Origin of the sequence: Lapillicoccus sp. (genome assembly GCF_025353065.1) — a bacterium.
Classification (GTDB): domain Bacteria; phylum Actinomycetota; class Actinomycetes; order Actinomycetales; family Dermatophilaceae; genus Lapillicoccus.
Genome location: NZ_JANXRJ010000319.1, coordinates 25,252 through 43,038 on the forward strand (window position 1 = coordinate 25,252; position 17,787 = coordinate 43,038).

Sequence of the window (17,787 nt, forward strand, 5' to 3'; positions counted from 1 at the left end):
CTCGGGTGGCACCGGGACCCCAGCGCGCCGACCCGGCGACGGCGGCGGCCGTCGCCGCCCTGGTCGAGCGGGCGACGCCCCGGTGCGGGGCCGTCCTCGTCGTCGCGATCGACGGGCCCAGCGGCGCCGGGAAGACGACTCTCGCCCGCGCGGTGGGGCGCCTCGTGGACGCACACGTCATCCACATGGACGACATCTACCCGGGGTGGGACGGGCTCGCCGAGGCCGTCCCGCTGGTGACCAGCCAGGTGCTGGAGCCGCTCTCGCGTGGTGAGGACGCGGCATACCGGCGATGGGACTGGATGCGCCACCGCTGGGGCCGGACCCAGCCCGTCGCCCACGCGCCACGGCTCGTCCTCGAGGGCGTCGGCTCGAGCGTCATGCCCGCGGGCACGTATGCCGCAGTGCGGGTCTGGGTCGAAGCGTCCCGCGAGCTGCGGTTCGAGCGAGGCATGCGGCGCGACGGTGAGACCTACCGGCCGCAGTGGGAGCGGTGGGCCGCGCAGGAGACCGCCCTCTTCGCCGCCGACGGCACCCGCGCGCGGGCCGACCTCGTCATCGACACGGGACCGGCTGCCGCCGACTCATGACGGGGGTGGTCCCAGAGACCTACCGGCGCGTAACGACGACCGTTGGTCACCCAGCGCGACCCCGGTAGGCGTGGCAGCTCGGCGGTCACGGACCAACGGTCGTCGTTGCGTCGTGTGCCGGCTGCAGCGGGGTCTGGGACAATGGTGTGGTGGCGGCCTTCACCTACTCCAACGTCAGTGACCGGCCACCCGGTCGGTTCGTCAGCGTGGCCGGTGTCTTCCTCCCGGGGGTGCGCGCGGTCCAGCGCGAGGTCGGCCCGTATGCCGCGGCCTGGGAACGCGACAACGCCGCCGCCGTGCGGTCGACGGGACCGTTGTGGGTGGCCATCGGTGACTCGATGACCCAGGGCATCGGGGCCTCGGCGCACGACCGGGGCTACGTCGGGCAGCTCAGTGACCACCTCACCGGCCAAGGGTGGTCCCACCGGCTCGTCAACCTGTCCGTGACCGGCGCGCGGGTGGAGGACGTCCTCGACCGTCAGCTGCCGGCGCTCGAGGCCCTCATCGCGAGCCAGGGCCCACCGGCGTTGGTAACAGCGGTGATCGGGTCCAACGACATCTTCCTGCGACGCTATCGGGAGCGGCTGGTCGAGCGCTTCACGGAGATGATCGACCGCTTCCCGCCCGGCGCAGTCGTGTCCAACCTGCCCAACCCGCACCAGGAGGCCAGGCAGATCGACCAGCTGCTGCAGCGGCGGGAGCGCGAGGGTGGCCTCGTGCTGGCCGACATGATGCGCGACGGGCCGAGTTCGTGGCGGGGCAAGCTCGCGGCCGACAAGTTCCACCCCAACGACCGCGGCTACGCGGACATGTCCGCCGCCTTCGAGCGCGCTCTCGACCGGTCGGGACTGACCTCGCGCGAGTCCCGCGATCCCCAGGTGGGGACCGACGGTCGGTGACCGCGGTCCGGCAGCGATTCGACGGGCGGATCGCCGGGGTCGGCACGACTTCGGGCACCCGGCTGGTCGTCGGGCGATGGACCCGGACGCCCCTCGGACCCTTTGCCGACGTCATGGTCGAGCGGGCCGACGGGTGGCGGGTCCTGCTCGCCCCGAGCGCGGTGGTGCGCGACGTCATCGAGGCGACCTACGTCTTCGACGAGGTGCGGATCGAGCCGGTCGAGGTGGCCGACGTCGACGCCCCGACCGGTATGCCGGGCTGGCGGGTCAGCACCGGCTCCCTCGAGCTCGACCTCGACATCGGCACCCGGCCGCTCCTCGGTCGGCTGCTGCGCCTGGTACCGCGCCCGCTCGCGACGAGCACGGGCTGGGCGACCCTCATCGACCCGGTCGCCGGGCGCGTCGTCGCCGGGGTGCGCACCCGGGGCACCGCCCGGGCAGGTCGACGAGAGTGGTACGGCGCGACCGACCTCCACCGGGTCGTCGCGGTTCGGGGTCGGTTCGACGACGGCGACCTCGGCCACCTCGCGCCCGTCGACCCGCCGTGCCGGTTCGGCTTCTCCTCGACCCCCCGCAGCCCCTCGGTGACGACCGTCGTCACGACGATCGAGCAGAGGTAGCCCGGACGATGGACGAGCCGCCGCGCCACGACTGGCGGATCGAGGAGCGGCAGTACCAGCGCCACGAGCAGCGCCGCGGACGGCGGCACGCGTTCACCACGCTCGCTCCCGAGCAGACCGCTCTCGTGGTGGTCGACATGGTGCCGTTCTTTGTCGCGGAGATGCCCTACTGCCGAGGCATCGTCCCCGTCATCGGCCGGCTCGCGACCGCGTTTCGCTTGGCGGGCGGCACCGTGGCCTGGGTGGTCCCCAGCCCCGGTCCCCGGCCTGACCTCGAGGTGGAGTTCTTCGGAGCCGAGGCTGCCGCGGCCTACCAGGGCTCAGGTGGTGTCGGACCGCTGCGGGACCGGCTGTGGCCGGAGCTCCGAGTGGAGGAGACCGACCTGCTCGTCGAGAAGACCGCGGCGAGTGCCTTCTTCCCCGGCCGCTCGCCGCTGCCTGCGCTGCTGGCCGACCGCGGCATCGACACCGTCGTCATCACCGGCACCGTCACCAACGTGTGCTGCGAGTCCTCAGCCCGCGACGCCAGCACCCTCGGCTACCGCGTGATCCTCGTCGCTGACGGCACCGCCGCACGCTGCGACGAGGACCACAACGCGGCGCTCCGCACGATCTACCGGACCTTCGGCGACGTCCGTGGCGCGGCTGAGGTCCTCGCCTTGCTCGCGGCCGGGCGCCACCACTCGTGAGGCGGGCTACGGGCGGGCCTCGCCCAGGGCCTGGACGAGTGCGGCGAGGCGCGAGGCCTCGGCCGAGGAGACCGGGCCGTCGGCGCGCTGGATCGCCATCACGGCGACCGAGTCGGTGTCGTCGAGGTCGAGGGTGACCCACGGGGCGCCGCCGCCGTACTGGACCTTGAGCACCTGGGGCCAGGTGAGCTCGCGGGTCGTCATGAGGTTGCGCACGACGAGGCCCTGCCGGGTCGGGGTCGCCCGGATGGTGGCGTAGCGCCAGCACATGACGGCGATCGCGATCCCGAAGGTGCTGATCAGGATCCGGTCGGTGGGGGTGGCGTCCTGGAGCCCCACGGAGATGCCGACGAAGATGAGGACGGCGAGCACCCCCATCGTCGTGGCGACGATCCGGCCGCGGCGGGACCGGAAGACCCGGAAGGGGTCGTCGCCGGGAGGCGGGCTGGGGAGGTGCTCATCGGCCACGACGGACCTCAGATCCGGCAGGCGGCGATGTCGGTGACGAGGATCGCCCGCGCCCCGAGGTCGTAGAGCTCGTCCATCACGCGGTTCGTGCGCGCCCGCGGCACCATGGCGCGGACCGCGCACCACGCCTTGTCCTGCAGCGGTGAGACCGTCGGCGACTCGAGGCCGGGGGTGATCGTGCAGGCGCTGTCGACCAGGTCGGCCGGCACGTCGTAGTCCATCATCACGTAGGACCGGGCGGTGACGACACCGAGCAGCCGGCGCCGCAGCACCTCGAATGCCGCGTCAGCGCCGGGCTCGACCGTCCCGCCACGCTGGATGAGCACGGCCTCGCTGCGCAGGATCGGGTCCCCGAAGATGGCCAGCCCCTGGCTGCGCAGGGTCGCGCCGGTCTCGACGACGTCGGCGATGACGTCGGCCACCCCGAGGGTGATGGCGGTCTCGACCGCGCCGTCGAGGCGCACGACGGAGGCGGAGACGCCGTGACCGGCGAGGTCCTTCTCGACGAGACCGGGATAGCTCGTCGCGACCCGCTTGCCCTCGAGGTCGGCGACCTGGGACACCTCACCGGGCCGACCGGCATACCGGAAGGTGGAGCCGCCGAAACCGAGGGCCATCACCTCGACGGCGCTGCTGCCGGAGTCGAGCAGCAGATCGCGCCCGGTCACCCCGGCGTCGACGGTGCCCGACCCGACGTAGATGGCGATGTCGCGGGGACGGAGGTAGAAGAACTCGACGTCGTTGTCGACGTCGGTGACGATGAGCTCCTTAGTGTCACGGCGCACGGCGTAGCCGGACTCGCGGAGCATGTCGATCGCGGAGTCAGCCAGGGATCCCTTGTTGGGGACCGCGATTCGCAGTGTGGACGGCATCACGTCGGAAGACTTTCTGGGGTGGTGAGGGGAAAGCAGGTGAGGGCGCAACAGGTCAGAGGTGGGCGTAGACGTCGTCGAGCGACAGGCCCGTCGCGTGCATCAGCACCTGGAGGTGGTAGAGCAGCTGGCTGATCTCCTCGGCCGTCTTCGCGGAGCCCTCGTACTCCGCGGCCATCCACACCTCAGCGGCTTCCTCGACGATCTTCTTGCCGATCGCGTGGACGCCGGCGTCGAGGGCGGCGACGGTGCCCGACCCTTCGGGCCGTGTCGCCGCCTTCTCGCCCAGCTCGGCGAACAGCTGCTCGAAGGTCTTCACGAGGGACAAGCCTACGGGGCGACCGTTCCCACCCCGGCGGGCGTCCGGGGCGCGGTCAGGGCGAGGAGGGTGACGGCGGTCGACACCGCGGCGTTCGCCGCCTCGTGCCCCTTGTCCTCGTGCGATCCGGGGAGGCCCGAGCGGTCGAGGGCCTGGGCGTCGTCGTCGCAGGTGAGCACCCCGAAACCGATGGGCACGCCCGTGCGGACGCCGACCTCTGTCAGCCCGAGCGTCGCGGCCTGGCAGACGTAGTCGAAGTGGGGAGTGCCACCTCGGACCACGACCCCGAGCGCCACGAGGGCGTCGTAGGCCGGCGCGAGTCGGGCGCAGGCGACCGCCAGCTCGAACGTACCCGGCACCCGCACGACGTCGACGTCGGTCACGCCGGCCTCCGCGAGTCCCCGCCGCGCGCCGTCGAGCAGACCGTCCATCACCGTGGCGTGCCACGAGGCAGCGACGACCGCGACGCGCAGTCCGCGTCCGTCGACCGTCAGGAGCGGCGCACCGGACCCGCTCACGCCGACACCGTCCAGGGACGGGGCGAGGCGCGTCCCTCGTCGGGGTCGCAGACGTCCGCGAGCAGGACGCGGTGCCCGAGGCGGTCCCGCTTCGCCCGCAGGTATGCCGTGTTGTCACGGGTGGCGGGGACGGCGAGCCGCTGGGGGGTGACCTCGAACCCGAGGGCGCGCAGGGCGTCGACCTTGTCGGGGTTGTTGGTGAGCAGATCCAGCCGGCTGACGCCGAGGTCGGCGAGGATCGCCGCACCCACGGCGTAGTCGCGGGCGTCGACGGGCAGCCCGAGCGCGGTCTGGGCGTCGACCGTGTCGAGGCCTTGGTCCTGGACGGCATACGCGCGGAGCTTGTCGACGAGACCGACACCTCGACCCTCGTGACCGCGGAGATAGACGACGGCACCGCCCTGGGCTGCGACGAGGGCCATCGAGCGCTCGAGCTGGGGGCCGCAGTCGCAGCGCCGCGAGCCGAGGACGTCGCCGGTGAGGCACTCGGAGTGCAGCCGCACGAGGGGGGCTCCGCCGTCCGTCCCTCGCAGCCCGCGGGGGCTGACGAGCGCCAGGTGCTCGACGCCGGTAAGCCGGTCGCGGTAGCCGAGAACGACGAACTCGCCGTGCTCCGTAGGGATCCGCGTCTCCGCCAGCCGGTCGACCCGGTCGTGGAGCTGACGGTGCGCGACGAGCTGCTCGATGGTGATGACGGGAAGATCGTGCTCGGCGCCGAGGGCCAGCACGTCGTCCCGACGCATCATCGTGCCGTCGTCGTGGACGAGCTCGGCGATCGCGCCGACCGGTGTCAGCCCGGCGAGACGACACAGGTCGACGGCCGCCTCGGTGTGGCCAGGGCGCTCCAGCACCCCGCCGGCACGGGCCCGCAGCGGCAGCACGTGACCGGGTCGGACGAAGTCGTCGGCGCTGACGGTGTCCGCAGCCAGCAGGCGGATGGTCAGGGCACGGTCGGCCGCGCTGATCCCCGTCGTGATGCCCCAGCCGGCGTCCACCGAGACCGTGTAGGCCGTCCGCAGCGGGTCGCGGTTCCGCGTCACCATGAGCGGCAGGTCGAGGCGGTCGGCGAGTGCGGCCGGCATCGGGGCGCAGACGTAGCCGGACGTGTGCCGGATCGTCCAGGCGAGCCAGTCGTCGGTGAGGGTCTCCCCGGCGAGGACGACGTCGCCCTCGTTCTCCCGGTCGGCCGCGTCGAGGACGAGCACCGGGCGGCCCTCCCGCATCGCGGCGAGGGCCTTCCCGACGGTGGACAGACCGCTCACTGTGGTGGTCATCGTGACGCCACCTGCTCCGGCTCCCGCTCGGGCGCCTCGGTGCGAGAGGCCTTGAGCCAGACGAAGAAACCGTAGACGACCAGCCCGGCATACACGATGTAGAGGACGGCCGAGGGGTAGTACTGCGAGTGCCAGAGCAGGGGGACGCCGACGAGGTCGACGGCGATCCACGCCAGCCAGAAGTCGTTCCAGCCGCGAGCCATGGCGTAGGTCGCGACGATCGAGCCGATGAAGATCCAGGCGTCGCACCAGTAGTACCAGCGCTCGGCCGGGAAGCCGGCGCCGACGCTCGCGAACACCCACTGCGCGACCACGACGCCCGCGACCCAGAAGCCGAGGTAGCCGAGCCGCTCGCGCTGCGTGGCCCACCGGGGGATGACCGCGGGTGCGTTGCTGTCGTGGTGGTTGAGCTTCTTTACCTCGTTCCACCGGTACCAGCCGTAGATGCTGGTGATGATGAAGAAGATCTGACGGGCGGCCTGACCGAAGAGCGGCGGCTGGGACGAGGCGAAGGCCACGCCGAAGAAGACGGTGAACAGGAGCGCGTTGCCGATGATGCCGATCGGCCAGGCCCAGACGCGGCGACGCAGTCCGCCGACCGCCGACAGGAAGCCGAAGAGGTTGCCGACGATCTCGCGCCAGTAGATGGCGTGGCCGGCGATCGTCAGCTGGGCCTCGAAGAGGCGTTCGAGGAGGGTCATGTCAGGACTCCTTGGTCGGGACGGCCGTGGCGGTGGCAGTGGGGATGGGGGTGGTCGGGAGGGTGCCGGTCGGGGTGGTGGTCGGGGTGGCGGTCGGGGTGGCGGCGGTCGTGACTCCGGCGGCGAGCAGCCGCTCGACGTACTTCGCGAGGACGTCGACCTCGAGGTTGACGAGATCGCCGACTCCCTTGTGCCCCAACGTCGTCAGGGCCAGCGTCGTTGGGATGAGGGAGACCTCGAAGCCGTCGTGGTGGACGGCCGACACGGTGAGCGAGACCCCGTCGACGGTGACCGACCCCTTCTTCACGACGTAGCGGGTCAGGTCGGTGGGCAGGCCGATCTCGACGACCTCCCACCGGTCCCCCGGCGCCCGGCGCCGGATCGTGCCGACGCCGTCGACGTGCCCCTGCACGACGTGTCCGCCGAACCGTCCGTCGGCCCGCATCGCGCGTTCGAGGTTGACGCGGTCACCGGGGTGGAGGCTGCCGAGGCTGGTGCGGTCGAGGGTCTCGGCCATCACGTCGACGCTGAAGCTCTCGGTGTCGTGCTCGACGACGGTGAGGCAGATGCCGTTGACGGCGATCGAGGCGCCGTGCGTCGCGTCCTCGACGACGAGTGGGCCACGCACGTGGAGGATCGCGGAGTCGGTGCCACGGTCGAGGCGCAGCACCTCGCCCAGCTCCTCGACGATTCCGGTGAACATCAGTGGCTCTCCTCAGGCGGGGTGGGGCGGGTGGCGGGGTCCGTGGTTCTTGGCGAGGCCGTGGCGACCCGGGCCCGGATGCGCACGTCGGCGCCGAGGACGGTGACATCGACCGGCTCGAGCCGCAACGCCGAGTCGATGGTCGTGATTCCGAGGTCGCCGACGGTCGGGTGGCCGGCGCCGAGCAGGACGGGAGCGACGTAGGCGACGACCTCGTCGACGACACCGGCTCGCAGGAAGGCGGCGGCCAGGGTCGGCCCGCCTTCGAGGAGAACGTGCCGAATACCCTTGTCCCACAATGCTTGCAGGGCGAGGCGCGGGTCGTGCGTGGTCAGGTGCAGTGTCGGCGCGCTCTCGTCGAGCAGTGTCGCGCCCGCCGGCAACGAGCGCCGGCCCATGACCACCCGCAGCGGTTGCCGCGCTCGGAGGGACCCGTCGGGGTGCCGGGCGGTGAGAGAGGCGTCGTCGGCGAGCGCCGTGCCGGTGCCGACGAGCACCGCTTCGCACGAGGCGCGCAGGTCGTGGACGTCCGCACGCGCCGCCTCCCCGGTGATCCACCGGCTCGTCCCGTCGGTCGCCGCAGCCCGTCCGTCGAGGGTCGTCGCGAGCTTCCACGTGACCATCGGTCGCCCGTGCCGGTGGGCGAAGGTCCAGGCCGAGTTCAGCGCCTCGGCCTCGCCCGCGAGGACTCCCCCGAGGACATCGACACCCGCGTCCCGCAGCCGCTCGGCGCCACCACCTGCGACGGGGGTGGGGTCGGCCTGCGCATAGAAGACGCGGGCGATACCGCTCACCAGCAGGGCGTCGGTGCACGGCCCGGTGCGGCCGGTGTGGGCGCAGGGCTCGAGCGTGACGTAAGCCGCGCCGCCCCGGGCCATCTCGCCGGCCTCGCTGAGGGCAACGACCTCCGCGTGCGCCGTGCCGGCTCCGGCGTGGAAACCCTGCCCCACGACGGCACCGTAGGCGTCCGTGACGACTGCCCCGACGCGCGGGTTGGGATCTCCGAGGGGCCCCCGAGCGGCGAGCGCGAGCGCGGAACGCAGGTGCTCCAGATCAGCCGTCGACGGAGGGGTCGCGGCGACGCCCGGTGCGGGTAGCTCGCGTCCGGTCACCTGACTCGTCCTCTCCCTCGTGCTCTGCCTGGTGGGGCGAGCTCCGGGAGAGGGCGATCTCGGCTACCTCGAACGGCGACGCCAGAGGCCCCTGACGGGACCCCGCGGCATACCGGTCGAGCGATGTGACGAGACGCCGACGGGGCCTCACGGCCTCGTCACGTGCTGCCTACCATCCGGACTTTCACCGTCGGTCCTGGAGTTTCACCAGATCAACCGGCCGCTGGCTGCGGCCGGGTCGCGGACTGTTACCGCCGGTTCGGAGTTGCACCGACCCCGGAGCACGTTGCCCTCGAGTATGACACCAGCACTGGCCGACGCGGAACCGTTGGCCTCCGTGACCGCCGCCACGGCAGATCAGGCATGCGTATGCCGCGTGGCCAACGCCCGCAGGTCCGCGATCGCGGCCGCCGCGTCGTCAGCGCCGTAGACCGCGGACCCGGCGACGAACACGTCGGCGCCGGCCTCGGCACACTGCTCGATCGTCTCGGCGCTGACTCCGCCGTCGACCTGGACCCACACCTCACCACCGTGCCGGCGGACCGAGTCGCGCACCGCGCGCACCTTGGGCATCTGGTCGGCCATGAACGACTGGCCGCCGAAACCGGGTTCGACGGTCATCACGAGCACCATGTCGAGCTCGGGCAGCAACCCGGCATACGGCTCCCACGCGGTGCCCGGCTTGAGCGCGAGGCCGGCGCGGGCGCCCGCCGCACGCAGGGCGCGGGCCAGCTGTTGCGGGTGGGCGGCCGCCTCGACGTGGAAGGTCACCGACTGCGCCCCCGCTTCGGCGTATGCCGGTGCCCACCGATCGGGGTCGTCGATCATCAGGTGGCAGTCGATCGGGATCGGGCTGACCTTGATGAGCGCCTCGACGACCGGCAGCCCGAAGGTGAGGTTGGGCACGAAATGGTTGTCCATGACGTCGACGTGGGCCCAGTCGGCACTGCCGATGGCGGCCAGCTGAGCCTCGAGGTTGGCGAAGTCGGCTGCGAGGATGCTCGGGGAGATCTGCACCGTGCGACCTTAGCCAACCAGCTCCCACGAGGTCCGCGACGACGACGACCTGGCGACCGACGACCGTCGCACCGACGACCAGGCACTCGAAGCTCAGGCTGGCGTCATCGAGGACGGGGGCGCCGACATGGATCACCCATAGGGAAGGCCACCACTGGCGCAGCTCGCGGCGACTGCGTCCACCAGGTCGACTCCGCTGTGGCGGTCGAAGACGACCGGTTCTCCGGTGTAGGCGTCGATCGCCGTGATGACGAGCGACCGCTCCGGCCACCGCTGGCTGGGCAGCCGCGAGGCGACGGTGGCGCGCCAGCGAGCCGGCCAGGACCCGTCCGAGGCCGCCTCCTTGGCGAGAGCAGCCGCTCCCATTCTGCGGCGCATGTCAGTCACGTCGGCGGCGGCGGCGATGATCGCCAGGAAGCTCTCGAGGTGGGTCGCCACCGGCCGAGGGGTGACGCGTCCCCGATCGGATCCGGTGGGGGTCGTGGCGTGCCGGGGCGGAGCGGCAACGGTGGCGGCGAACAGCTCGGTCGGGCTCGCGCCGGCGATCTGGGCGGCTGCCGTGGATCCGGCCGATGTCCCGACGGTCATGTCGGCGGTCGTCACGTCCAGCCCCGCGCCGAACAGGCCCGCGATGACGCCGATGAGCCACGCGTTGCCGGTCGAGCCACCGCCACCGAGGACCAGAGCCCGGTTGCCGGTTGTTTCCGTGAAGTACTTGGTCGGGAAAAGGATGGTGTTCATGGGAGCTGCCTTTCGCACGCTGCGCGAGGGCGCTCCCGGCTGGCGACGTGGTCAGTCGCGTGTCGTGGACTGCGGGGAGCACCCACTGGACGTGGGGTTCATGGGTTCTCACCTCTTGCCGGTCGATCACGGTTCTCCTGGAACATCATCGTCGGCGAACCAGCGGACAAGGGGAATCGGTGTCCTCGAGGCGACGGCCGCCGCCACGTCGACGACCCGGTGAGGCGGGTATCGCCCACGGCGCCGTCGGCACCCGCTTCGCCAAAGGACGCTCCTATGGGTTGTCAAGTGGTGGTGGGGCCGTGTTCCAGGAGTCGGTAGAGGTCTCGGGCGATGTCGCGCTTGAGGATGCGGCGGATGTCGCGGGGGGTTTTGCAGTCGGTACGGCGGGCGGTGTAGGCCCTGGTCGGTTCGTCGTAGCGTTGCCGGGAGACGGTGATGGTGTGCAGGGCGCGGTTAAGGTGGCGGTCGCCCAGCGGCGGCACGACCACCTACACCCACACCCCCAGCGGCAAGCCCGCGACCACCACCGGCCCGACCGGCACGGTCACCACCTACACCTACAGCCCGACCACCGGCCAGCTCCTCGAGACCGACATGAGCCGGGCCGGCGCGACGACCCAGAAGACCGCCTACACCTACTATCCGGACAGTGGGCTGGTCAAAACCATCGGCGATCCTGGCCAACCCACCGACGTGATCACGTATCAGTACGACCCCGACGGTCACACCATCAGCAAGCAGTATCCGGACGGCACCACCAGCGCCGCCCGCTTCGCGCCCGACGGATCACTGGCCACCGCCACCGACGTCACCGGTGCCGTGACCACCTACCAGTACGACGGCACGGGGCTGGTCAAAGGTGCGACTGAGGCCCGCCCCGGCACCACGATCGGTTCTGTCGCCTATACCTACGATTCCCTTGACCGGATCCACACCATCGACCGTGGCAACGGTGTGACCACCACGATCACCTACAGCGACGCCAACCAGGTCACCGACCAGACCACGACCGGGCCTGACGGCACCGCACTGCACGACGACGCCTACACCTACGACGCGCACGGCAACGTCGCCACGCATACGACGACGACCGCTACTGCCACCACGACGTCGCGCTACGGCTATGACGCCTATGACCGGCTGGTCTCCTCGGCCGTCTACCCGAACGCGGCCGGCACCGGGACGCCCACCTCGACCACGGGCTACGTCCTCGATGCCGGCGGCAACGTCACCCGCCTGACCGCGACCGCAGCCGGCACGACGTCGACGACCGTCAACACGGTGACGTCGGGAGACCAGCTCACGACCCAGACCGTCGACGGCACCGCCACCAGCCAGATCTTCAACGCTGATTGGTCCCACGAGACCCGCCGGCGGACCGCGGTTAGCATGTCGTTGCCGAGCTTGACCAAGTGGAACCGATCGGCCACGACGACAGCGTCCGGGAGGGCGTAGTGGTCAAGGGGCCCGGATGCCATGGGAAGCAGTCGAACTGGTGACGTCCCTCACCGCGCGAGCGGCTCCCGAACCATGTCGCGACCGCCTCCTGACCCGGGGACATGACCGACGCGGCGAACGTACCGGTCTCAGCGACCACCGACCACCACCGCGAGTCCCGGCGGACGGCGACGACCACGCGCATCGGGTCCGGACAGATGGCGGCGAGCGAGTCGACCGTCATGCCGTGCACGACGTCGCCTCGGCGAGCCGACACCACGGACACGTTCCGGGCCAGGTCCTCGAAGGCGTCGCGCCCCGTGGTGAGCGCGCGCACACCATCGGGTGGGGGAGTCGAGATCGGTCGGGACACGGACATGGTCACGCCGACAAGGACGCCCCCGGAGCGGTGGAGATACCGGCCGGTCGAGGGTGTATCTGCGGGGACGTCCGCTGCCCCCTCTCGGCGACCCACGAGGAAAGGGGGTGACTCAGATGACGACCACCATCCACACCCCGGCGATGCCGGCGACCCCGTCGCTCAAGCGCATCGTCGTGCGCAACGCCGGTCAGGTTCGGCTCACGGCTCGCTGCAGCAACTACTGCTACGGCAACTACTGCTGCTAGTCCAGCGCGGGGAGCCCGCCTGGTCTCGCCGCCGCTTGGTCGGGCTCCTCGTCCTACCTCCGAGACTCTCATGCCATCTGTGATCCTGCGTCAGCTGACCTTCCTCGAGGAAGGTGACGGCGTGTCGTCGGGTGCGCCGAGTCCGACGTGTATGCCGTCCTGCCACCGGACGGTGCCGCGCTCCTTCGACTCCTCGGTGACCTACCGGTCGACGAGGCCGCCGACCGCTACGCACGGACCTACGGCGAGTCGGTCGACATCGACGACTTCCTCGAGGCGATGGCCGACCTGGGTTTCATCGAGGTGCGCGAGGACTCTGACGACGGGCCGTCGCATCCCCGGGTGGCGCCTCCCGTGCGCTGGCAACGCGCCGGGCGACTGCTCTTCTCCCCCGTCGTCGCCCTGCTGGCTGCGGCGCTGGTGGCCGCGGCCGTGGTCATCGCGATGCTCGACCCCGCGTTGCGTCCGCACCCAGGAGTGGTGTTCTTCAGCGACTACCTCGTCCTCATCGAGGTCGTCGTCGCTGTCGGACAACTCCCCCTCATCCTCCTGCACGAGCTCTGCCATGTCCTGGCGGCCCGGCGGCTCGGTGTCCACGCGCGGATCCGGGTCAGCCATCGGCTGTCCTTCGTCGTCTTCGAGACCGTCATGGACGGGCTCGTCGTCGTGCCGCGACGCCAGCGCTACCTGCCGATGCTGGCCGGGATGGCCGCGGACCTCGTTGTCGCCGCAGGGCTCACCGTCGGCGCCGCCGCGACCCGTGGGGAATGGGGTGCGACCGGTGTCCTCTCGGGGGTTTTCCTGGCGCTGGCCTTCACGACGCTCGTCCGGTTCGGCCTGGAGTTCGTCCTGTTCCTGAGGGCCGACGTCGGCTACCTCATCCTCACCCTCACGGGCGCCCACGACCTGCACTGCACCTCGAGCCAGATCACCGCGAACTGGTTCTGGCGCCGGCTCGGTCGCACCGACCAGCTCCACGACCCGACGCTGTGGCACGCCACCGACGTCCGGGCCGCCCGGTGGTACACCCCGATGCACCTGCTCGGATACGCGCTGTCCTTCGTCATGCTCGCTACGGTGCTGCTGCCGATCAGCTGGCGGTTCCTCGCCACTGCTGTCGGCCGGATCCTCCACCCCGACCTCTCGTCGGGTCCGTTCTACGACGCCGTGCTGCTCCTGCTGCTCAACCTCGCCCAGCCGGCCACCACCGGTGCGCTCTGGCTGAGGGAGCGCCTGCGCGCCGAACGGCGCACCGGTTAAGGGTCGCGCTCACCGGCGTCGCGACACTCACCGTCCCGTCCCCCTCCGCCATAGACAGAAGCGAGACCACCCCATGAACCGGCATCTCTGGCTCGTCACCGAGCCGTCCGACCTCTCCGAGAACCTCCCTGAGCCCACCGAACGGTGGTGGACCGTGAGCGGCGACCGGCGTTGCCGGGGCGCCTTCACCGCCGCGGGCGGTGTGATGCGGATCGTCGTCCCCGCCCTCCTGGCGGGCGACGCCGAGCTGGTGCAGCGCTACGACATCGAGGTCCTCGCTGCCGCACCCGAGCTGGCCGACCGAGTCGAGAACCGACGCACCACCCTGACGTCTCAGGCGGACGCCGCGACGCGGACGCGGTACTACCCCCACGACCGGGCGACCTGGATCGCGCACGGTCTGACCGACGTCGTCCTGGCCGCGGCGTCACGCGGTGGACGCGGGCACGTCCTCGTCGTCACCGAGGCCGACTGGCTCGACCCGACCGACGCGACGTGGCTCGCCGAGCTCGTCCGCCGGGCCGACCCCGATCTGCTGCGCCTCGTCGTAGTCACGAGCGGGCGGGAGGTGCCCGAGCCCCTCGGCGGGGCGTTGCGCGCCTCCGCGGAGCAGGTGAGCGCGACGGCTGCGTGGGCGACCGCCGCCCAAGCGGGCCGGTGGCTGTCCGTGGGGTCCGAACTCACGGCCGCCGTCGACGCCGGCCTCGCCCTCGACCCGGAGAGCGCTCACCTGCTCTCGCTGCGCGGTCAGCTCTGTCAGGACGCCGGGGACCTCGAGGGCGCACGCGCGTCCCTCGAGGCCGCCACCCACGTCGACCCCGGTCTCGCTGTCGCGTGGGCGAACCTCGGATCGGTCCTCTACGACCTCGGAGACCTGGCCGGCTGCGTCACCAGTCTGAAGGGCTCGCTCGCGATCGTCGACGACGCGGACGTCCGCGACAACCTCGCCGTGGTGTCGCGGGTCCTCGCGGCCGGGTGAGGTCACGATCGCCGCTCCGGTCGCGCCGTGAAGGTGGAGGGTCACATGTTCTGGGCGCCGCTCACGATCGCCTGCCGGATGCGGTTGTAGGTGCCGCACCGACAGACGTTGCGGATGGCGTCGAGGTCGGCGTCGGTGATCGACCGTCCCTGGGCCTTCACCTCGTGCACGAGGGCCACGGCCGCCATGATCTGGCCCGGCTGGCAGTAGCCGCACTGGGCCACATCGCGCGCGATCCATGCGTCCTGCATGGGGTGCAGATCACCCGGCACGGTGTCCGCGAGGCCCTCGATGGTCGTGATCTCGTCGGTGGCCTTGATGTCGGCCACCCGGACCGCGCAGGGGTTGAACGCCTTGCCGTTGATGTGCGAGGTGCACGCCTTGCAGACGTTGATGCCGCAGCCGTACTTGGGACCGGTGACGCCGAGGACGTCGCGCAGGACCCAGAGCAGCCGGACGTCGTCTGCGACATCGACCGTGACGTTCTGGCCATTGAGCCGAAAAGTGTGTTGTGCCATGAGGTTTCGCCTTTTCTGCAGGTGGGGGGCCAGAAGGCAGGGGCCCAGGATGAGAGGACTCAGAAGGTGGAGGAGAGGCCGTCGGTCGGGGACTGCTGCACCGGCGGGATGTAGGGCTTCGGGGTGAAGGAGATGGTGCCGTGGTTGATCGGGAACCGGGTCGGGACGGTACCCGTGGCCCGGGCATACGCGCAGGCGGTGGCCGCGACCGTCGAGGCGACGCCGGCCTCCCCCGCACCCCCGGGGGCGTCGCCGTTCGACGGCATGATGATGCACTCGAAGTCGAGCGGGGTGTTCCACTGCCGCGTGTAGAAGTAGTTGTCCCAGCTCGCTTCGAGGAAGGCACCCGCCTGCAGGTGGTTGCTGCTCGTGAGCGCGAGGGCGATGCCGTCGTTGACGCCGCCCATCATCTGCGCCTCGAGTCCCACGGGGTTCACCACGAGGCCCGCATCCACCGCGATGACCGCCTTGGTCACCCTCGGTCCCGTGACCCCGTCCCGGATCGGCCGGTTGACGGTGGCGGGACGCGCGTCGATCTCGATGAGCACGGCGGTCGCCCCCTTGTACTCCGCGTGCAGCGCGATGCCCTGCGCGGTCCCGGCCGGCATCGAGCGCCCCCAGGTCCCGACCTGGGCGACCTTCTGGAGCACCGCTCTGGCCTTGGCGTTCTTGACGAACGCGAGCCGGACGGCGAGCGGGTCGAGGCCGAGCTTCTTGCCCAGTTGGTCGATGAACAGCTCGTTGGCACAGGCGACGTCGGGTGAGTAGATGTTGCGCATGCTGCCCGTGTTGAAGCCCATGTCGACCTCGTTGAGCAGCTGGGTCACCACCCCGAAGTTGTAGGGCAGCTCCTGGGTGAGCTCGAAGATCGACTCGGCGAGCCCGAGGTTGCCCAGGCCGGTCGGCAGCTCCGCGACCATGGCGGTCAGCCGCTCCCCGAGGCCGTGCGAGAAGTCGGTCCGGATGCTCGTATGCCGCTGCTCGAAGGTCAGCACGTTGCCGGCCAGGACGGTGGCGCGGATGCGGGACGTGGCCATCGGGTGGGTCCGTCCCTGGCGTGGCTCGTCGGCACGGTGCCACATCAGCTTGACGGGCTTCCCCATCGCCTTGGAGATCTTCGCCGACTCGAGGGCGGCGTCACCAAAGAGCTTGTGCCCGAACGACCCTCCTCCGGTGACGACATTGACCGTGACGTTGGTCTGGAGCATCCCCAGTGCGTCGGCGATGTTCTTCTGGGCGACGATCGGCGACTTGAGGCCCGCCCACACCGTCGCGGTGGTGGCGCGGACGTCGGCGATGGCGCAGTTGGGCTCGAGGGCGGCGCTGCTGCGGAACATGAACTCGAAGCGCATGTCGATCGTCTGGGTGAGGATCGGGACGCGTGGCACGGTCATCGGCAGCTCGGCCGCCTTGAGCCGCGCGAGCACCGAGGCGTCGGACTGGCCCTCGACCGGACCTCCCTGCCACACGACGTCGAGCGCGCGCACCGCATCGATGCACTGGCCGAAGGTGGCCGCCCGCACGGCGACCCCGGTGTCGATCATCACGACGTCGGTCACCCCGGGCATCGCCAGGACGACGGGCAGGTTGCGGATCGCCGTGGGTGACCCGTTGAGGGTCGGCGGCCGGCAGACCATCGTCGGCAGCGCACCCGGCACCTGCAGGTCGGTGGTGAAGGTCTTCTTCCCCGTGACGATGTCGCGGGCGTCGACCCGGCCGTAGCCCTGGCCGATCACCGAGTAGGCCGACGTCGGCTTGAGGGTCACCGTGACGGGACGGGTCGTGGAGCTCGCGGCCTTCGCGGCCAGCTGGCCGTAGGTGCGGGTCGCGCCACCGGGCGCCGAGATGACCCCCAGCTTCGTGACGAGATCCGAGACGTTGGCGCCCAGCTCGATCGCCGCGGCCTGCAGCAGCGCGCCGCGGGCGATCGTGGCCGCCACCCGGATGGGGGTGAACATCGACTCCATCGTGTTGGAGCCGCCGGTCAGCTGGTTGAAGATCAGCTCGGGGCGGGCCGGTGCCAGGGTGACGTCCACCTTGTCGACGGACACGGCGAGCTCCTCCGCGATGATCATCGCCGCGGCCGTGGTGATGCCCTGACCGACCTCGGCCCTCGGGATGGCAAAGTGCGCGATCCCCTGGCTGTCGACCGTGATCGTGATCAGCGCCGACGTCGGGAGGGCGGACTGGGTCTGGAGGTCACCCAGGTCGTAGGTCTCGGCGATCTGCGGCGGTGAGGGGATCGCGGCCTGGGCCGGCGCCGCCCCCACGCTCAGATCGGCGGCGACCGCGAGGGTGGCGCCGCCGAGGACGAAGCCGACGAAGGTGCGCCGCTTCAGCCCTGTCTGTCCGGCCTGCTCGGCCTGCACCTCGCGACCCTGCTGGTCGTGTCGATCGTGTGCCGTCGTGGTCATCTGAACCCCTCGCTCCGTGGCGATGC

The 17,787-nt window shown here is 71.1% G+C and carries 19 protein-coding genes, 3 pseudogenes and 1 riboswitch; of the genes and pseudogenes, 7 read left to right on the top strand and 15 right to left on the bottom strand.

From position 1 onward, the window contains the following. Positions 1 to 5 precede the first annotated feature (5 nt). The 4 genes from Q0R63_RS23160 to Q0R63_RS23175 all read left to right on the top strand — a co-directional run bounded on the left by Q0R63_RS23160 (position 6) and on the right by Q0R63_RS23175 (position 2,798). Positions 6 to 590, top strand: a complete 585-nt coding sequence (locus Q0R63_RS23160) for a (d)CMP kinase (RefSeq protein ID WP_295702515.1) — start codon at positions 6 to 8, stop codon at positions 588 to 590. 149 nt (positions 591 to 739) lie between these two features. Further along, positions 740 to 1,489: an SGNH/GDSL hydrolase family protein gene (locus Q0R63_RS23165; protein ID WP_295702517.1), complete on the top strand. Its 750-nt coding sequence runs from the start codon at positions 740 to 742 to the stop codon at positions 1,487 to 1,489. Continuing rightward, positions 1,486 to 2,109, top strand: a complete 624-nt coding sequence (locus Q0R63_RS23170; RefSeq protein WP_295702519.1) for a hypothetical protein — start codon at positions 1,486 to 1,488, stop codon at positions 2,107 to 2,109. Before Q0R63_RS23165 ends, Q0R63_RS23170 begins: the two co-directional genes overlap by 4 nt. A gap of 8 nt (positions 2,110 to 2,117) precedes the next feature. Next, positions 2,118 to 2,798 (top strand): isochorismatase family cysteine hydrolase, encoded by a 681-nt coding sequence (locus Q0R63_RS23175; RefSeq protein ID WP_295702521.1) that lies wholly within the window; start codon positions 2,118 to 2,120, stop codon positions 2,796 to 2,798. Between the two features lie 6 nt (positions 2,799 to 2,804). Here the strand turns inward: Q0R63_RS23175 and Q0R63_RS23180 are convergent, their stop codons facing one another. The 13 genes and pseudogenes from Q0R63_RS23180 to Q0R63_RS24700 all read right to left on the bottom strand — a co-directional run. Beyond that, the gene (locus Q0R63_RS23180) at positions 2,805 to 3,266 is read right to left on the bottom strand and encodes a PH domain-containing protein (RefSeq protein WP_295702523.1); all 462 of its coding nucleotides are present in this window, start codon (positions 3,264 to 3,266) and stop codon (positions 2,805 to 2,807) included. A gap of 8 nt (positions 3,267 to 3,274) precedes the next feature. Continuing rightward, a complete protein-coding gene (gene hisG, locus Q0R63_RS23185; RefSeq protein WP_295702525.1) occupies positions 3,275 to 4,138 on the bottom strand; it encodes an ATP phosphoribosyltransferase in 864 nt (287 codons plus the stop codon). Positions 4,139 to 4,193: 55 nt separating this feature from the next. Continuing rightward, complete coding sequence (locus Q0R63_RS23190; protein ID WP_295702527.1) at positions 4,194 to 4,457, bottom strand: phosphoribosyl-ATP diphosphatase; 264 nt, start codon at positions 4,455 to 4,457, stop codon at positions 4,194 to 4,196. A gap of 11 nt (positions 4,458 to 4,468) precedes the next feature. Beyond that, the gene (gene ribH / locus Q0R63_RS23195) at positions 4,469 to 4,975 is read right to left on the bottom strand and encodes a 6,7-dimethyl-8-ribityllumazine synthase (protein ID WP_295702529.1); all 507 of its coding nucleotides are present in this window, start codon (positions 4,973 to 4,975) and stop codon (positions 4,469 to 4,471) included. Beyond that, positions 4,972 to 6,249, bottom strand: coding sequence for a 3,4-dihydroxy-2-butanone-4-phosphate synthase (ribB, locus tag Q0R63_RS23200; RefSeq protein ID WP_295702531.1), 1,278 nt, complete (start codon positions 6,247 to 6,249; stop codon positions 4,972 to 4,974). The genes ribH and ribB overlap by 4 nt, the downstream gene beginning before the upstream one ends. Beyond that, the gene (gene pnuC, locus Q0R63_RS23205) at positions 6,246 to 6,950 is read right to left on the bottom strand and encodes a nicotinamide riboside transporter PnuC (protein ID WP_295702533.1); all 705 of its coding nucleotides are present in this window, start codon (positions 6,948 to 6,950) and stop codon (positions 6,246 to 6,248) included. The genes ribB and pnuC overlap by 4 nt, the downstream gene beginning before the upstream one ends. A gap of 1 nt (position 6,951) precedes the next feature. Next, the gene (locus Q0R63_RS23210; RefSeq protein ID WP_295702535.1) at positions 6,952 to 7,653 is read right to left on the bottom strand and encodes a riboflavin synthase; all 702 of its coding nucleotides are present in this window, start codon (positions 7,651 to 7,653) and stop codon (positions 6,952 to 6,954) included. Then, positions 7,653 to 8,765, bottom strand: coding sequence for a bifunctional diaminohydroxyphosphoribosylaminopyrimidine deaminase/5-amino-6-(5-phosphoribosylamino)uracil reductase RibD (gene ribD / locus Q0R63_RS23215; protein WP_295702537.1), 1,113 nt, complete (start codon positions 8,763 to 8,765; stop codon positions 7,653 to 7,655). Before ribD ends, Q0R63_RS23210 begins: the two co-directional genes overlap by 1 nt. 158 nt (positions 8,766 to 8,923) lie before the next feature. Continuing rightward, positions 8,924 to 9,054: riboswitch (FMN riboswitch) on the bottom strand. 68 nt (positions 9,055 to 9,122) lie between these two features. Further along, on the bottom strand, positions 9,123 to 9,782 hold the full coding sequence (gene rpe, locus Q0R63_RS23220) for a ribulose-phosphate 3-epimerase (protein WP_295702539.1): 660 nt from the start codon (positions 9,780 to 9,782) through the stop codon (positions 9,123 to 9,125). A gap of 153 nt (positions 9,783 to 9,935) precedes the next feature. After that, positions 9,936 to 10,523 (bottom strand): annotated as a pseudogene (locus Q0R63_RS23225) (patatin-like phospholipase family protein); the annotation flags it as partial. Positions 10,524 to 10,807: 284 nt separating this feature from the next. Next, positions 10,808 to 11,014, bottom strand: a complete 207-nt coding sequence (locus Q0R63_RS23230) for a hypothetical protein (RefSeq protein ID WP_295702541.1) — start codon at positions 11,012 to 11,014, stop codon at positions 10,808 to 10,810. Positions 11,015 to 11,878: 864 nt separating this feature from the next. Beyond that, positions 11,879 to 11,977: pseudogene (locus Q0R63_RS23235) on the bottom strand (transposase); the annotation flags it as partial. 26 nt (positions 11,978 to 12,003) lie between these two features. Continuing rightward, positions 12,004 to 12,342: pseudogene (locus tag Q0R63_RS24700) on the bottom strand (flavin reductase); the annotation flags it as partial. A 116-nt stretch (positions 12,343 to 12,458) separates the two neighbouring features. Here Q0R63_RS24700 and Q0R63_RS23240 point away from each other — a divergent pair. The 3 genes from Q0R63_RS23240 (at position 12,459) to Q0R63_RS23250 (ending at position 14,829) form a co-directional block, all read left to right on the top strand. Beyond that, complete coding sequence (locus tag Q0R63_RS23240; protein WP_295702543.1) at positions 12,459 to 12,590, top strand: hypothetical protein; 132 nt, start codon at positions 12,459 to 12,461, stop codon at positions 12,588 to 12,590. Between the two features lie 147 nt (positions 12,591 to 12,737). After that, entirely contained in the window at positions 12,738 to 13,850 is a 1,113-nt protein-coding gene (locus Q0R63_RS23245; RefSeq protein ID WP_295702545.1) for a hypothetical protein, read from the top strand. A gap of 73 nt (positions 13,851 to 13,923) precedes the next feature. Next, on the top strand, positions 13,924 to 14,829 hold the full coding sequence (locus Q0R63_RS23250; protein ID WP_295702547.1) for a hypothetical protein: 906 nt from the start codon (positions 13,924 to 13,926) through the stop codon (positions 14,827 to 14,829). A 41-nt stretch (positions 14,830 to 14,870) separates the two neighbouring features. Here Q0R63_RS23250 and Q0R63_RS23255 read toward each other — a convergent pair whose 3' ends face one another. Both Q0R63_RS23255 and Q0R63_RS23260 read right to left on the bottom strand, forming a co-directional pair. Beyond that, a complete protein-coding gene (locus Q0R63_RS23255) occupies positions 14,871 to 15,347 on the bottom strand; it encodes a (2Fe-2S)-binding protein (RefSeq protein WP_295702549.1) in 477 nt (158 codons plus the stop codon). Positions 15,348 to 15,406: 59 nt separating this feature from the next. Beyond that, positions 15,407 to 17,761 (bottom strand): molybdopterin cofactor-binding domain-containing protein, encoded by a 2,355-nt coding sequence (locus Q0R63_RS23260; RefSeq protein ID WP_295702551.1) that lies wholly within the window; start codon positions 17,759 to 17,761, stop codon positions 15,407 to 15,409. Positions 17,762 to 17,787 lie beyond the last annotated feature (26 nt).

Bases quoted from the DNA above. Each gene is read 5' to 3' on its own strand.
- Q0R63_RS23175 (WP_295702521.1), top strand. From the start codon at position 2,118: ATGGACGAGCCGCCGCGCCACGACTGGCGGATCGAGGAGCGGCAGTAC.
- hisG (WP_295702525.1), bottom strand. From the start codon at position 4,138: ATGCCGTCCACACTGCGAATCGCGGTCCCCAACAAGGGATCCCTGGCT.
- ribB (WP_295702531.1), bottom strand. From the start codon at position 6,249: ATGACCACCACAGTGAGCGGTCTGTCCACCGTCGGGAAGGCCCTCGCC.
- pnuC (WP_295702533.1), bottom strand. From the start codon at position 6,950: ATGACCCTCCTCGAACGCCTCTTCGAGGCCCAGCTGACGATCGCCGGC.
- Q0R63_RS23210 (WP_295702535.1), bottom strand. From the start codon at position 7,653: ATGTTCACCGGAATCGTCGAGGAGCTGGGCGAGGTGCTGCGCCTCGAC.
- Q0R63_RS23240 (WP_295702543.1), top strand. From the start codon at position 12,459: ATGACGACCACCATCCACACCCCGGCGATGCCGGCGACCCCGTCGCTC.
- Q0R63_RS23250 (WP_295702547.1), top strand. From the start codon at position 13,924: ATGAACCGGCATCTCTGGCTCGTCACCGAGCCGTCCGACCTCTCCGAG.
- Q0R63_RS23255 (WP_295702549.1), bottom strand. From the start codon at position 15,347: ATGGCACAACACACTTTTCGGCTCAATGGCCAGAACGTCACGGTCGAT.
- Q0R63_RS23260 (WP_295702551.1), bottom strand. From the start codon at position 17,761: ATGACCACGACGGCACACGATCGACACGACCAGCAGGGTCGCGAGGTG.